Annotated in this window: 10 protein-coding genes; 6 read left to right on the forward strand and 4 right to left on the reverse strand. The window is 44.2% G+C overall.

All coding sequences use genetic code 11. The features are described from left to right. The first annotated feature begins 200 nt into the window (after positions 1-200). The 3 genes from PY364_RS08170 (at position 201) to PY364_RS08180 (ending at position 2,783) form a co-directional block, all read left to right on the forward strand. Positions 201-347, forward strand: coding sequence for a chlorophyll a/b-binding protein (locus PY364_RS08170; protein ID WP_272034844.1), 147 nt, complete (start codon positions 201-203; stop codon positions 345-347). A 426-nt stretch (positions 348-773) separates the two neighbouring features. Further along, positions 774-1,904: a calcium-binding protein gene (locus PY364_RS08175; protein ID WP_275521743.1), complete on the forward strand. Its 1,131-nt coding sequence runs from the start codon at positions 774-776 to the stop codon at positions 1,902-1,904. Between the two features lie 198 nt (positions 1,905-2,102). Then, complete coding sequence (locus tag PY364_RS08180) at positions 2,103-2,783, forward strand: hypothetical protein (protein ID WP_275521744.1); 681 nt, start codon at positions 2,103-2,105, stop codon at positions 2,781-2,783. A 137-nt stretch (positions 2,784-2,920) separates the two neighbouring features. On the opposite strand, the gene PY364_RS08185 is transcribed toward PY364_RS08180, so the two are convergent. Continuing rightward, a complete protein-coding gene (locus PY364_RS08185; RefSeq protein ID WP_275521745.1) occupies positions 2,921-3,376 on the reverse strand; it encodes an aspartyl protease family protein in 456 nt (151 codons plus the stop codon). A 296-nt stretch (positions 3,377-3,672) separates the two neighbouring features. Here PY364_RS08185 and clpX point away from each other — a divergent pair, with 296 nt between their 5' ends. After that, positions 3,673-5,055 (forward strand): ATP-dependent protease ATP-binding subunit ClpX, encoded by a 1,383-nt coding sequence (gene clpX, locus PY364_RS08190; RefSeq protein WP_275521746.1) that lies wholly within the window; start codon positions 3,673-3,675, stop codon positions 5,053-5,055. A gap of 31 nt (positions 5,056-5,086) precedes the next feature. On the opposite strand, the gene PY364_RS08195 is transcribed toward clpX, so the two are convergent. Both PY364_RS08195 and PY364_RS08200 read right to left on the reverse strand, forming a co-directional pair. After that, complete coding sequence (locus PY364_RS08195; RefSeq protein WP_275521747.1) at positions 5,087-5,221, reverse strand: hypothetical protein; 135 nt, start codon at positions 5,219-5,221, stop codon at positions 5,087-5,089. Positions 5,222-5,312: 91 nt separating this feature from the next. Next, complete coding sequence (locus PY364_RS08200; protein ID WP_275521748.1) at positions 5,313-6,884, reverse strand: photosystem II high light acclimation radical SAM protein; 1,572 nt, start codon at positions 6,882-6,884, stop codon at positions 5,313-5,315. Positions 6,885-7,914: 1,030 nt separating this feature from the next. Between PY364_RS08200 and PY364_RS08205 the strand changes: the two genes are divergently transcribed. Beyond that, a complete protein-coding gene (locus tag PY364_RS08205; RefSeq protein WP_275521749.1) occupies positions 7,915-9,102 on the forward strand; it encodes a glycosyltransferase family 4 protein in 1,188 nt (395 codons plus the stop codon). Between the two features lie 161 nt (positions 9,103-9,263). Here the strand turns inward: PY364_RS08205 and PY364_RS08210 are convergent, their stop codons facing one another. Beyond that, on the reverse strand, positions 9,264-11,135 hold the full coding sequence (locus tag PY364_RS08210; RefSeq protein WP_275521750.1) for a calcium-binding protein: 1,872 nt from the start codon (positions 11,133-11,135) through the stop codon (positions 9,264-9,266). 596 nt (positions 11,136-11,731) lie between these two features. On the opposite strand from PY364_RS08210, the gene PY364_RS08215 reads away from it, so the two are divergent. Next, entirely contained in the window at positions 11,732-15,820 is a 4,089-nt protein-coding gene (locus tag PY364_RS08215) for a CHAT domain-containing protein (RefSeq protein WP_275521751.1), read from the forward strand. Positions 15,821-16,067 lie beyond the last annotated feature (247 nt).

A 16,067-nucleotide genomic window follows, 5' to 3' on the forward strand; every position in this document is an offset into this window, starting at 1 on the left:
TTTGTCTTTATAGCTCAAGAAGGGGAATTTAAGCCCCTCTGCTTCTAGAAGATGAGTTGGGGGAGAGGTTGAAACCAGCCGACCACTCCCCCGATCCTTTCATAGCAAGCCTTTGACAAAAAATGTAAAAAAATGTTGCATTGTTTCTATCCTTGTGTTACATTACTTAACAAGGTTGAATTTAAACGAGGTTCGCGATCATGGAAACTAAAGAAACAACCAAATTGGGCTTTACCGATTTCGCTGAAACCTGGAATGGTCGTCTGGCCATGCTCGGCTTCGCGATTGGCCTTGCTACTGAGTTCCTGACTGGTCAAGGTATTTTGTCCCAGTTGGGCTTGATGTAATCCATTACCCCTAGATACTAGATTACGCGCGATCGCCCTCCACAAAGCGCGATCGCTCCACTCTTCACAAAGTCCTCTTCAGATCATCTGAAGGGGACTTATTAATTTTAGGAATTAATTCTGGCGAATGGATATTGAATTTCAAACTTGAATCAACTACTACTAATTAATTTAACTAAATATTTATACTCAAAAATACATAAATATATTTTGTCAAAGTTTCTAATTTTAAATTAAGTATATATCGATGTCAAAAGACAGACTGTAAAACTTGTTTTTTACCATAATATCACCTTTGTCAAAAGACAAAGCGTAAAACTTATATCTACGATCGATATACATAGAATTTACCTAAGTACAGGAAATAAATATGATTTTAGACTTATGCTAAATTCAACTACATAGTCACACAAATAAAACCTAAAAATGACTAAAAAACAAACTCCAATTGAGGGAACTATCCGCAGTTTGCATATCGGAGATATGATTCCTGATGATTTGCGCGGACAAGTAGACCCTAATAAGAGCGGGTCTTCCAATGTGACAGGAGCCAATTATTTAACTGTGGGTGTAGGCGGGACTATTCAAACGCCAAGCGGTCAAAGTGTAGATCCTGATGTCGATCTAAATAAGATTAGCACCCACTTTACCCGCACCCTCCAGAGTGAGCTTGAAAAAGACGTTACTAACATTAACGTCAATAGTCTAATAGCAAACTCTCCCATACTAGGAGTGACAGACGCTATTGACTTCGAGAACATTCAATCTATACCCTTTACCATTGATGTTAGCACTCTGAGCGAAGCCAAAATTATTACCGATGCAACAATGGATCGGTTTACTAAAGGGCAGCAGGTAGGTCGTTTTGTTGATGCAGATGATGCCGATAACTTGGTAGAAATTACTTCCCAAGATTCGCAGCAGCAAGGAGTTTTGCGTGCGAATGGCGGTAACGATAGTGTAATCGGAACTCAGAGCAATGATTCTGCCAACGGCAACAGCGGTAACGATACAATCATTGGCGCAGGTGGAGAAGATTTACTGCGCGGCGGTAATGGCGCTGATTTGATTAATGGCGGTCAAGCAAACGACATAATTGATGGCAATCGAGGCGAAGATACTCTGATTGGCGGAGGCGGAGATGATATAATTCGGGGTGGTGCAGGCCATGATTTTCTGTATGGAAATGCTGGCAATGATACCCTCATTGGTGATATTGGCTCTGACTTTCTCAGCGGTGGAGAAGGTGCTGATGACTTTATTTTGCGAGGTGATTTTAATTCCTTTGAAGCAGCTTATGCAGATCGAATTCTTGATTTCAATCCTGCTGAAGGCGATCGCATAAAAATTGCTAATCTTAAAGGTGTAGAAGGTATGGAGCAAATTAGCTTCGCTGCTGTAGATGTCAACAAAGACGGAGTTACTGATACCGCTATCCTTTGTTCCTGTGGCGATATAGTCGGCGTAATTATGAGCGCTGACCCCTCCCAAATTAGCGTCAATAATTCTGTCTTTATGGTGGCTGCTGAAGATAAAACTCTTAGCAAAATGATCTAACCCAGCACCATCAGCAACTAGGCGGTTAAACTAGGCGGTTAAACATAGGGCGGTTAATCTCCGCCCTAAAGTTTTTATTTCTAAGAGACAAATTGAGCGGCTCAACCTACATCTAGAACTCATCATTATCCCAGTTCGCGATCGCCACATTTTTTCCGGCGTAGCCAGACAAACCTAAGTAATGTCCTACAGCACCTCATGCCATCAGAACTGGGACATCACATGAAAAAACTAATACTGTCAGGGCTACTGGCCGTATTTGTGGCAACAACTGCACTTGGCAATACCACAACCTCGACTATTGAACCAATTCGGCGAATGTCAAGCCCCGAAATTCGAGAGACGATCGCTCAACCTACTACCTACATTTTTGAGGGAATTAAAGGGCGAGAACTAACCTTATCTCTGTGGGCGGGAAGCCTGACAGCAGAACTGTTTAGCCCCAGCGGTCAAAGATTAGGCATCATTCAAACAGAGGTAAGCCAATGGGTAGGGGTATTACCGGAGTCTGGTCTTTATCGAGTGCGAATCACGCCCAAAAAACAGAGAACTAGCTTTGTTTTAGAACGTGATTTTAAAGCAATATGGTCATATAAACCAGAGCGCCAACTCCCGATGGCGCGAGGAGCAAAAGATACTAGCATTGAACTTAAATTATCTGCCTACGAAATCCAGCCTTTAACAATTCAGGCGAAAGTCGGGCAAACAATGACAGTCACTGCCAAAGATGTAGACCTAGCGATCGAATCTCCATCAGGAGAACTGCTCGATCAAGGCGACGGCGAAGCCTTAGCTAAATTGCCTCAGTCTGGAGTCTACCGCATTCTGATAGTGGCCAGTAAATCAATACAAACATCAGTTAAAGTTAATTTGCGATAAATTTCTAATTGGTAATTGGTAATTGGTAATTGGTAATTGGTAATCGCTAATCGCTAATCGCTAATTACCCCGGCTCCCCTGCTCCCCGGCTCCCCTCTTTCCCTAGTCCCTAGTCCCTAGCCCCTAGTCCCTTTTTTTCACTTGATATAAGTTACAGGATAATCAGGATTAGCGGGATTCCCCATCAACCGCTGATTTTTACAATCCACAAGCAAATCTAACTTCTCTAAAACCACCTGACCAATCAATACCTCATCACCTGTCACCAGTGCATCCTCCGTAGTCCTACGCCCCTCAACTTCAATTAATATAGCCTCCGTTACTCCTACAGTTTCCTGACGACCATCAGCATACTTGACAAGCTGCTGTGCTATAATTCGTAAACCTAGCTGCTCTACTATCTTTGCTGAAATTACTAGGTAAACTGAGCCTGTATCTACTAGACCTTCCGTTTCACACTCACGCAATAGCCGAGGTGCGAGCAAACCCCTACTGACTAGAGCTTCATCTATTGCATTTGTCAGCTTAACCTGAGTGTAAACTGCCCCCATTTTCTTAATTCCATCTAGTTCTAATTTATTTAATTCTTTCATATAAAATTACCTTTCGATCTTTTCCTACTTAGATTATATGAGTTTTGCTAACTGAGACGCGATCGCACCTTTCTACCAGGAAATAGCAGCGAGCCTAAAGCAGACTTCGCCAACGTACCTCCTAGACAACAAGCCCAGCAGCCGTAAATACTTTCTTTCCTCAAATAAATAGCAGTCAGTGCTAGTTTAGAAGTAGAGAGCGAAAAGCCTAACTCCCAAGGGACACAGCAAAGTCGATCCAGCCGGAGCTCCCCTCATCGGGACAAACAACCGCAACAGTAATGTAAGAGGCAGATATGTCTAAATATGACTCCCAATTAAGATGCTCCTTTTGTGGCAAGTCGCAGGAGTATGTCCGTAAGTTAATTGCCGGGCCCGGCGTGTACATTTGCGATGAGTGCGTGGAACTGTGCAACGAAATTTTAGAAGAGGAGTTTTTTGACTCAAGCAAAGCTGCTGTGGGAACGTCCAACTCAGAAATGCGAGAATCTCTCTCAAACCCCACGCGATCGCAACCACGCAAACCCGGTAAGTCCAAAACCTCTACAACTGCCATTCTCAAACCAGTAGAAATCAAGCAACATTTGGACAACCATGTAATCGGTCAACACTCGGCGAAAAAAGTGCTTTCAGTGGCCGTTTACAACCACTACAAGCGTTTGAGTGTCGATCGAGATAAGGCTACCAAGTCTGCGCCTGATGATGCCGTAGAACTCCAAAAATCCAATATCTTACTCGTTGGGCCTACAGGTTGCGGCAAAACCCTCCTTGCTCAAAGTTTGGCGCAAATGCTGGATGTTCCCTTTGCAGTAGCGGATGCAACGACGCTGACTGAAGCTGGCTATGTCGGTGATGATGTGGAAAATATCTTACTCAGGCTGCTACAAGTGGCAGACTTCGATGTAGAAACCGCCCAACGTGGCATCATTTACATTGATGAAATTGACAAGATTGCCCGTAAAAGCGAAAACACTTCGATCACGCGCGATGTTTCCGGCGAAGGCGTACAGCAAGCTTTGCTGAAAATATTAGAAGGAACGGTAGTAAATGTCCCCCCTCAAGGTGGCCGCAAGCATCCTTACCAGGATTTCATTCAACTTGACACTAGCAAAATTCTATTTATTTGTGGCGGTGCTTTTGTTGGTTTGGAAAAAATAGTTGAACAGCGTCTTGGTAAGAAATCTTTGGGCTTTATTCAGCCCCAAGAAGCGGAAGGTATAGCTAATGGTATTCCGGCAAAGGATAAACGTGCAGCAGATATTTTGCAACACGCACAACCTGACGACTTAGTGAAGTTTGGCTTAATTCCTGAGTTTGTGGGACGGATGCCTGTTGTAACGGTGATTTCACCGTTGGATGAGGCGGCGTTGATGGAGATATTAACGGAACCCAAAAATGCGCTGGTTAAGCAATATCAAAAGCTGCTGAAGATGGACAATGTGCAGTTAGATTTTCAGGGGGATGCGCTGAAGGCGATCGCACAGGAAGCCTATCGTCGCAAAACTGGTGCGCGGGCTCTCCGCAGCATCTTGGAAGAGTTGATGCTGGATGTGATGTACGAGTTACCTTCCCGTAAGGATGTGGCTCGATGTACTATCACTAAGGAAATGGTGGAGAAGCGATCGACTGCGGAATTACTCTGGCATCCCGCTTGGCGAAAACAGCACGAAACTGCTTAATTGTTAGTTGTTAGTTGTTAGTTGTTAGTTGTTAGTTGTTAACTATCCCATCCGTCATTGCGAACGTAGTGAAGCAATCTCTAGTCTTTGCGATCGCATCTGTCATCCCATCCGTCATCGCATCTGTAATTGCATCCGTCATCCCATCCGTCATCCCATCCGTCATTGCGAACGTAGTGAAGCAATCTCTAGTCTTCGCGATTGCTTCGCTGCGCTCGCAATGACAGTGTAGGATTAAGTAGCAATGACAGTTAGGATTAAACAACCGTTACTAACTTTTTCTCCTTCACTTCCACCGGCGCACTTAAGGCTTCTTCCAAATCAGCACATCCTAATTTTTCCTCCAAAATTGCCATCACTTCCCGGCCGAAATCATTAGAATTTCTTTGCCAAGCATCTAAACAAACTTGCCCAAAAAACGAACCAAAAGGTTCAGGATTCCACAACAACTTCCTAGCATTCCAAGGCATTAAACTCATTGGATCGTAACCAGGTTTGAGAATATCTTTCTTAAACGCATACTCTTCTAAAATAGTATGAGGCTGCAACCCAATAAAGAAAATAGCAGGTTCCACCTTATCAGCGCCAAAAATTCGTTCTAATTCGCGATGATAGGCAATAGTTTGACGAATCGTATCAAAGGTTTCATCAATCACATTAAACGAGTAATTCACCGAAACCAAATCGTTAAAACCAGCCGCCTTCAAATCGCGGCAATTTTCCAAAACTACGCGCAAATTATAACCCATTCGCATCTTCCTGACGAGTTCCTGAGAACCGCTAGTAATGCCAATTTCAAAGTAATTCATCCCCGTTTTCGCCATTAATTCGCACAACTGCGGCGTTAAGTTATCTGCGCGAATATAAGCGGCCCAGTGAATATCAGTCATCCCAGCATCAAGGATTTTCTGTAATAACTCAACAGCATCATCGATGTATTTACGCGCGGGGATAAATTGAGCGTCAGTAAACCAGAAATTGCGAATACCTCTATCGTAAAGTTGCCGCATTTCTGCAACTACTTCATCCGCAGGATTAATCCGCACTTGCTTACCTTCAATTACTGTATAAATGCAGTAGCAACAATTATGAGGACAACCGCGTTTAGTTTGTACGCCAACGTAGAAATCTTGGTCTTGAAAGTAATACTGTAATTCCGGCCAAATGGTTTCAATATAATCGTAATTACAAGCGGTTTTTTCAATGTTGGCTGGCTTTTCGTGAATCAAGCGATCGCGCGGCGTAGTTTCGCCAACAACATAACACCGTTCGTTACTAAGATCCTCACCCCGCAGCAATTTTTCTAACAGCGCCTCTCCCTCACCTACGGAGACAATCGTTCCCGCAGGTAAACTGCGGCCCAATTGCTCGTAAAACACGCTGACAGCACCACCACCTACCACTAAACGCGCATCGGAATGATATTTTTGGGCTCGTTTCAACCCCCGTTTAATTAAACCCAAATTACGCCAGAGTTCCGCATAGTAGGAAGTCGCTAACCGCAGTCCCCCTAATGCGCCTCGCATTTTAATCAAAGGATTTTTAGCATAATAAAACTCAAAGGCATTCTGAAGCGGGTTCCCGCCTCTACCGCCAACTGGTGCGTAAATCTGAATATCTCGCCAAGAGAAAACTAGCAAGGTTGGCTGAAATTCATCTACACAAGCATCTAAAGCGCTATTAAAATCTAAAGGAGGCACCGCACCCAGATCGAAAATCCGCTGTTCAACGCTTGGAAAGAGCTTGTGAACGTGATCTGAGAGGTAGACAACTCCAATTGGGAAAATGGGATTGCAAGGGAGACGAACGTAGAGAACTCGGTTTTCCATGATGTTTATTATATCGGAAATTTACGAAGTTTAGAGGGTTCTTTAATTTGAACAGGACTTATGCAAAATTGTTTGTCACGCCGCCCTCTGGGCGGTAAAAATACCGCCCAGAGGGCGGCGTTACGTAAACTGTGCATAAGCCCTATCTAGAAACCGTTTTTTTGCGTAAGTCCTATATGATTAACTTTCAGCCTTGACTGAGTTTTGAGGTGATGGCGTAGTTTCTGACCGCTTATAAAAACCTATGCAAATCTACTATCGCTAATAGAGGAGCAAAAGCCTAAGTCTACGGTGTAACTTAACCAAAGGTAAGTAATATTGCATTACTGCTTGCTTTTATAAGCTTGTCCACTACTCCTCTGTTAGAGCTTGAAACCTTTGGGTGTTTGTATATTCAGTTGGTGTAGTCAATTCGGATCAGGTGTTTTAGTAACACTCAAGTTACTTGAGCCTTAATAACTCGCATTGACCAAGCGCAAGTTTATTATAACTTAATTCCGCTAAAACAACTCACCGATCTTCACCCAATACCCACAATTCGTTAATTCAATACTAGGTAAATCTAGGTATTTTGGCTACTGCAACCAACCCTGTTATTTGGAAGCGGAACTCTTCCTTTCTTACTAAGTTAGGATAAAATTTGCTTCTCAGTGGCAGCTAAGATCGCATATCGCAACCGCTTTCAGCGGTTAGCCCCTTCTTTCCCTAGCCCCTAGCCCCTAGCCCCTAGCCCCTAGCCCCTAACCGCCCTGGCGGTTACTATAAAACTGAATTTGATTCTGACTAAAATAGAAAACTCGCTCACAGAAGTTAAGCGTGTAAGCTAAATAAGAGGAAATAATTAAACCTAAAATATCAAAGACCGATGACGAAAAGTAGGCTCGATAGATATTTTCTCTTCTGCCTTCTGCCATTCCAGATAACTAAATTCTTCTGCCCTTCCAGATAAATATGTTAACGTTTAATAACTATATAATACAGTAAATAATCACTAAAGTTTGAGATATATAAACTTCTGGGAGTTGTACAGATGAAGATTTTGGTACTGGCATGGGAGTTTCCGCCCCGAATTGTAGGGGGTATAGCTCGTCATGTAGCGGAATTATATCCTGAGCTAGTCAAGTTAGGGCATGAAGTTCACTTGATTACTGTAGAGTTTGGCCAAGCCCCCATGTATGAAGTAGTGGAGGGAATACGAGTGCATCGGGTTCCTGTGTCACCAGCCCATAACTTTTTCCACTGGGTTGTTAACATGAATCAAAGCATGGGACATCACGGTGGTAAGATCGTGCTGGAAGAAGGGCCATTCGATCTAATCCATGCTCATGACTGGCTGGTGGGAGATGCGGGGATAGCACTAAAGCACACTTTTAAAGTGCCGCTGATTACGACTATACACGCAACGGAATACGGACGTTACAATGGTCTCCACTCCAACGAACACCGCTACATCAGCGGTAAAGAAAATGATTTAGCCTACAACGCTTGGCGCGTAATTGTCTGTAGCGAATATATGCGACGGGAAGTAGAACGGGTATTAGCTACTCCTTGGAATAAAATAGAAGTTATTTACAATGGGATTCGTCCAGAGAAAAAGCCTCGCTGGAGTGATTTTGATGCTTTAAATTTCCGCCGTAAATTTGCTCACGACCATGAGAAAATAGTTTATTATGTCGGTCGGATGACGTATGAAAAGGGTGTTTCGGTATTACTGAATGCGGCTCCGATGGTACTGCGGGCGACGGGGAGCAATACCAAGTTTATAATTATTGGTGGCGGCCATACGGAACACTTGAAACATCAAGCTTGGGAATTGGGGATTTGGCACAAGTGTTTGTTTACGGGATTTATGTTTGAGGAATATCTCGATAAATTCCAAACTGTGGCTGACTGTGCGGTTTTTCCCAGTTTATACGAACCTTTTGGCATTGTGGCTCTAGAAAGTTTTGCGGCGCGGGTGCCCGTGGTGGTTTCAGATACAGGGGGACTGCCAGAAGTGGTGCAGCACACTAAAACGGGGGTGGTTACTCACGCTAATAATCCGCATTCTTTGGCCTGGGGGATTTTGGAAGTGTTAAAAAATCCGGGCTATGCAAAGTGGTTGGTTGACAATGCTTATGAAGATTTGGAACGGCGATTTAACTGGCCGAAGTTGGCGAATGATACTGAGTGGGTTTATAAGCGGGTTGTTGAAGAGCGATCGCAAGTAAGTTGGTAATTGTTAGTAGTTAATAGTTAGTGGTTAGTTGTTAGTAGTTAGTTGTTTGCTCTACCAAAAATCTAAGGTTTGGGTTTGGTTTGCTTTGTACCCTCGCAACTTCGGCTTCCCTGCGGTCGCAATGACAGAATTGTGTTAGTGTGGGTAAGTCCTAAGTTAACTCAAATAATCAAAATATCAGATGCACTCAACGGAGGTGCAGCAGCTAACGTAGCTATCAAAACTTGCGGCGCTGGGCCAATACCATCGGCATCGAAGAACAAATTCGCAGAACCACTATCATAAATTAATCTTTGAATTAAGTCAGATGCAGTAACACCTAAAACGAACTGACTAGCAGCAAGCGTACCCGCCGTTAAACCACCGCCGAAATCCGTAGCAGAGATGAGAATGCGATCGCTACCAGTAGTGAAATCATTCAGGAAGTCAATTCCGTCACCTGGAGAGTTTAATTGAAAGTAATCATTGCCGATACCGCCGGCTAACAGATCGCTACCGCCATCACCAATAAGAGTGTCATTGCCGATCCCAGCGCTAAGGGTGTCATCACCAGTACCACCATTGAGACTATCATTGCCATCCCCGCCAAGCAGAAAGTCGTTTTCAGTGTCACCAAAGAGAAAATCGTCTCCTGCATCTCCCTGAATCAAGTCATTACCAGTCCCGCCAGTAATGGTATCGTTGCCAAAGTCCCCAACCAGGGTATCGTTACCATTACCCCCTGCGATCGCATCATTACCATCCGCAACCAAACCAGCACCTGCACCACCAGAGAGACAGTCATCACCCTCTCCGCCAATTAGGGTATCGCTGCCGAAGTCGCCAATCATGGTATCGTTTCCCAATCCGCCAACTAGACTATCATCACCATCACCGCCTTGCACTCGGTCGTTTTCACTGCCACCATCAAGAGAGTCATTACCAGAAGATCCTACTATGGTGTCATCGCCTTCAAACCCGCTAACTTGAAATGCTTCGATATTGACTGTTACTGGGACAGTTGTACTCGTTAAAGTGCCATCGCTAACTGCGTATTCAAAACTAACTGTAGTGATTCCAACCTGGGAGGTAAATAATAAACTTGTGTCGCCGGGGTTATAATTTGCAGTGCCATTAATAGGATTGCTCACATTACTAACTGTAACACCTATAGGGCTATCATTTTGTAGTAAATCAACAATTGGAATATTTAGAACGCTAGTATAGCTGCCTGTTTGAGTAGTAAAAATTATATCCTGACCATTAGTACCTGATACCACAGCAAATGTTGTCAAATTATCAGCCACAGCTATCGGCGGAGTAGGTGTAGGTGTAGGAATAGGTGTCGGCGTAGGAGTAGGTGTAGGTGTAGGAATAGGTGTCGGCGTAGGAGTAGGTGTAGGTGTAGGGGTTCCTGAAGGCGAAGAAAGGACTAAAACATTCTTTAATACTGCCAAAAACTCTTGTGTTATAATGTCTTGAACGATTGCATTTTTAACATTCTCGCCAGTTCCTTGAAAAATATTAACCTTACTCGTAGCAGTGCTAAACGTTGTTAAATCAATAATACTTCTGCCTTGACTGAATATTTCACTGCCATTAGCTAGGCGAATGACATCTTCGCCATTGCCAAAGTCGGTAATAACTGGTGCATTGACTAGATTCAGACTCCCACTTGAGGGCCCAAAGGAAAAAGTATCGGCTCCCTCACCCCCTGTGCTCGTATCTCCCCCGCTATCGCTTTGAATTAAGTCATTTCCCTGATTGCCAAACAGCAAGTCGCTACCTTCTCCTCCCCGCAATGTATCCTCGCCTTTACCCCCAAAAATGACATCGCGACCGTCTGCACCATCCAAGCTATCATTGTCTAAGTTTCCAAAGAGATAGTCGTTACCTAAGCTACCGCTGCCTGTGTCGCTGCCTTTGCCACCATACAGCAAGTCATCTCCCTCTGCACCATTGAGCAAGTCACTACCGGCTCTGCCGTAGATGACATCTCGCTGTGAGGTTCCAGTTAAATTATCATCATCAAGTGTGCCGTTAATGACTACCATGAGCGAGGTTTTCCCTATAGTTGGTTTTAGCTTCTATCTTAAGAGGAACTGAGGATGGTCAGTAATTAAAATAGGAGTTGTGTACTAATAATGAGTAATCAAGGTTTAAGATTGCCTTGGGATTGCTTTGTTCCTTAGATTGCTTCTTTCCTCAGATTGCTTCTTTCCTCAGATTGCTTCTTTCCTCAGATTGCTTGACTATTGCTTCAGATTGCTTCGTACCTCGCAACGCTTCGCGCCTCGCAACGCTTCGCGCCTCGCAACGCTTCGCGCCTCGCAACTGCGCTGCGCTTGACGCGCTACGCTTGACTGCGCTGCAATTGACTGCACTGCGCTTGGCTCTCATAATGACAGAAAATCGTACCCATGCGTAAGTCCTCTTAAAAATTCTGTCCTCCTATTCTAGGGAACTTTAGAAGGATCTATCTGTCTTGCCAACTTAGGCTTTAAGTAGATGGATATAATTAAACGTAGAGTGGGCGATTCCTGCAAAAAGTAATGTTTTTTATAGCTAGAGATGCTTGTTGACGAACGCCACTCTAGAAATTATAACGTTTTTTGAAATCTGTGTTCTAATTAGTATTTAGGTGTATTTTATGATAAAGAATCTAAAGTTAGATATTAAAAAATGTGGGCTTTTGGTTTTCCCTTTTTATTTTTTTATCTTTGATTCTTTTGCCGAAGCACAGCCGATTAAACCCGCGATGGATGGCACGGGAACTTTAGTCACTCCCGAAGGCAACCGCTACAATATTGACGGCGGTACTATCTCAAAAGATGGAGCAAATCTTTTTCACAGTTTTCAACAGTTTGGTTTGAGTGAAGGTCAAGTTGCTAATTTTTTATCGAATCCAGCTATTAGAAATATTTTGGCTCGTGTTGTGGGTGGCGATGCTTCGATTATTAATGGTTTAATCTCTGTTAGTGGTGGGAATTCTAATCTTTTTTTAATCAATCCGGCGGGGATTGTTTTCGGTGCTAATGCGAGTCTAAATGTGCCGGGTAGTTTTACTGTTACTACTGCTAATGGTATCGGGTTTGGAAGTAATTGGTTTAATGCTGTTGGTGTTAATAATTATGCTACATTGGTAGGAACGCCTAGTAGTTTTGATTTTAGTAGAGCGCGATCGGGAAGTATAGTTAATGCTGGTCAGTTAGCAGTTTTGCCGGGACAAAATTTAACCTTGCTTGGTGGTACTGTTGTCAATACTGGTAGTCTAGCCGCACCAGGGGGTCAAATTATTGTTGCTGCTGTCTCTGGTGAGAATGTGGTTCGCATCAGTCAACAAGGACTATTGCTGAGTTTAGAGGTGAGGGTTCCGCAAGAGGGAGAATCTGCAATCGCACCTGTTTCTTTACCTCAGTTATTAACGGGTACTGGTAGTAGTCACGCTACGGGACTCGCTGTTAATAGTGCTGGGGAAGTGGTTTTGATCGGTTCGGGTTTGAAGGTAGAAAGTGGAGATGTGGTAATTGCACCAAATTCTGCAATGCCTGCGGCGGGGGACGCTAACTCACTTCAAGGTCAATCGGCTATACTTTATGGTGCGAATAATCTCACTTTGTTAAGCAGTCAATTATACACGACTGGCAACCTAACTTTGCAAGCGCGAAACGGGGTGATAGTTAGGGATAGTATAGCTAATCCCTTTGTTGCTAGAGCGGGAGGGAATCTTTACATTCAGGGCGATCGCAGTATTGATATCCTAGCCTTAAATCCGATTCCAGGTATCGCGCCAGAGCCGCAATTCCAAAGCGGGGGAGACTTGAGTTTAGTCAGTGGTGGTAATATTTCCGGTGATTCTCACTTTGCGGCTGGCGGTAGTTTCTCGATTCGGAATTTGTCAGGCGGGCCTGGTAACTTTGTGAGTAGATACGACCCGATATTCAGTTCTGAGGGAGATGTCGTCTTTGGCGATTATACAGGGGTTTCGCTGAAAGTGGAGGCGAAAGGGAGCATTATTGCAGGCAATATCGAGATTACAGGGCCCGATGTTACGGTTTCTGGTTCCGATCCAGATATTTCAATCTTAACGGGTGGCCCGGCGTTGATTTTGCGATCGGGGGTGGTAAGTTTGGCAAATCCTCCTAATCTTCCTCCCGATGCTGCGATTGGCGATACAAATTTTACCTCTTTTCCATCTTCATCCAGCTCAATCACAGTAGGGACAATCTCAGCAGATGGACAGGTGATTTTGTCAGCGGGGGGTGATATTGTCACCAGCGATATTAGCGGTGGGGAAGTGGCGATCGCAACGGGTGGCTCGATTACAACTGCGGGTCTGCTACAGTCGAATGGTGCGATCGCTCTGGAAGCAGCAGGGGATATTTTAACTAATGACATTTCCAGTGTTGGTAACGGCGGCGATGTGCGTCTGACAAGTAGCGGCGGAAATATTCAAGCGGGTGGAATCAATGTTAGTGCTGGAAGTGCGATCGCTTTGACTGCTTCTGGAAACTTGGCCGTAGACTCGTTACGAGGTAATGCAGTTGATGTCACCACTAATACGGGTACTGTTAGTATTGGCAGGATAGATGTGAATGGCAATGTGAGCATTTCGGCCGGGGAAAAGCTCTCACTTGGTAGCATAAATGCTACGGGCGGTGGCAACAATGTGAGCTTAAGTGCTGAGAATGATATCAGCCTTGAATTTATTAATGCACCTGGAGGTAGCATTGATATCAGAACTCCGGGTTTTTTCCGAGCTTTTGGTACTTTTACAGACGAAAATGTTACAGAGGCAAGTATTTCAACTGTTGGCGGAGATGGCGGTGGCTCAATAGTAATTAGGCATGGTGGAGGAGATACTGACTCAGTAACGCCTTTTGTGGTGGGAGATGCGACGGTAAATGGTACTGCGGGTGCGATCGCTAGCAGTCGTGATAATATCATTCGACCCCGCCAATCTTTCAGCAACTCTTACAGTCAGGGAAATATTCAAATTATTACTACTGACCAAGTAATTCCTACTCCCACTCCAACGCCAATTCCCACACCAATTCCCACACCAATTCCCACACCAATTCCCACACCAATTCCCACACCAATTCCCACACCAATTCCCACACCAATTCCCACACCAATTCCCACACCAATTCCCATACCAATTCCCACACCAATTCCCATACCAATTCCCATACCAATTCCCATACCAATTCCCACACCTACACCAATTTTTACTCCCACTCCGATACCAATTTTTACTCCCACTCCAATACCGCTAACTCCAATATCACCAACTCCGAGCCGACCAAATCCTCCCTCAATACCGATTGCGAACCCATCGGCTATACTGCAACAAAGTCAAAACCCACTCAACATCTCCATCAACCTACAAAGACCCTCAATTGCTTTACAACCCAATTTAATTGAGTTAGGAAATAACCTCCGCAACCTGACAAGCGAAAACGCCAGAGAACCTGTCTTTAACTCAACTTTCCGTGCCAATATCGACCGAAGTTTCAATTCAGGTGATATCGTTCAGGCATTAGGACAGATCGAAAAATCCTTCACTCAAGAATTTGGCGAATACCTCGGACTTAACTTAACTGTGGGGTTCTCTTCTCTCAGCGATATCCAGAAAAGTTTGAAAATAATTGAACAGCGAACTGGTACAAAACCGAGCTTAATTTATGTTTTCTCCCGAACAGAACAACTAGAATTAGTGCTAGTAACATCATCGGGGTCTATAGTTCACCAGAGTGTCCCAGAAGCTAAACGGGAAGAGTTAGTAAAAGTGCTTACAGAGTTCAGGAATGATATTACTAATCCCCGTTTCCGCAATACCACAATTTACCGAGCCTCTGCACAGCTACTTTACAAATGGATAGTTGCACCTTTAGAGCCAACTCTGCAAGAGCGCGGCATTGATACGATCGCATTTACTATGGACAGGGGCCTGCGAGGTATCCCCATTGCTGCTTTGCACGATGGGCAAAAGTTTTTGATGGAAAAGTACAATCTCAGTCTGATTCCCAGTATTAATTTGACAGATACTCGCTATGTGAATGTTAAAAATTCCCCTGTTTTGGCAATGGGAGCTTCACAATTTACTGATTTAAACCCTTTACCAGCAGTTCCAATTGAGATAGCCACGATTATCTCAGAATGGCCGGGAGTGGGTTTTCTCAATGAGGGTTTTACTCTGGAGAATTTGAAACGACAACGGGAAACTCAGCCTTTTGGGATTATTCACCTGGCCACTCATGGGGAATTTCAACCAGGAATACCCAGCAATTCTTTCATTCAACTGTGGGATAGTAAGCTACAGCTCGATCAACTACAGCAGCTAAGGTTGAATAACCCGGCTGTGGAATTATTGGTGTTGAGTGCTTGCAAGACTGCGGTGGGGGATGGGGATGCTGAGTTGGGTTTTGGGGGTTTGGCAGTACAGGCGGGGGTGAAGACGGCGTTGGCTAGTCTCTGGTATGTCAGCGATGAGGGTACTTTGGGGCTAATGACTGAGTTTTATGGCCAGTTGAGGGGCGCACCGATTAAGGCAGCGGCTTTGCGTCAGGCCCAAATTGCGATGATGCGGGGGGATGTGCGTTTGGAGGGAGGTAAGTTGCGGGGTTCTAATGGTACGAGTATTGATTTGCCGGAGTCGTTGCGAAAACTTGGAGATCGGAGTTTATCGCATCCTTTTTATTGGTCGGCATTTGTGATGATTGGCAGTCCTTGGTAAATATAACAACTGCTTTCGCCAATTAAGGCATATATAGAAACCGTCAAGACAGTTAGGAAACTTGCTTATGGCTGAAACCATTAATTCTATCCCCTAGCCCCTAGCCCCTCTTCCCAGCTATATAGCAAATTCCATGTATCTGTGGTACACTATGTTCAGTAGCGATCGCAGAAAAAATGAAACCTTATTTGATCGAGTTTCGCCAAAAAATAGTTAAAGCCTATGAACAAGGAGACACATCAATTCG

Source organism: Kamptonema sp. UHCC 0994 (assembly GCF_029167235.1).
In the GTDB taxonomy this organism is placed as follows: Bacteria; Cyanobacteriota; Cyanobacteriia; order Cyanobacteriales; family Microcoleaceae; genus Kamptonema.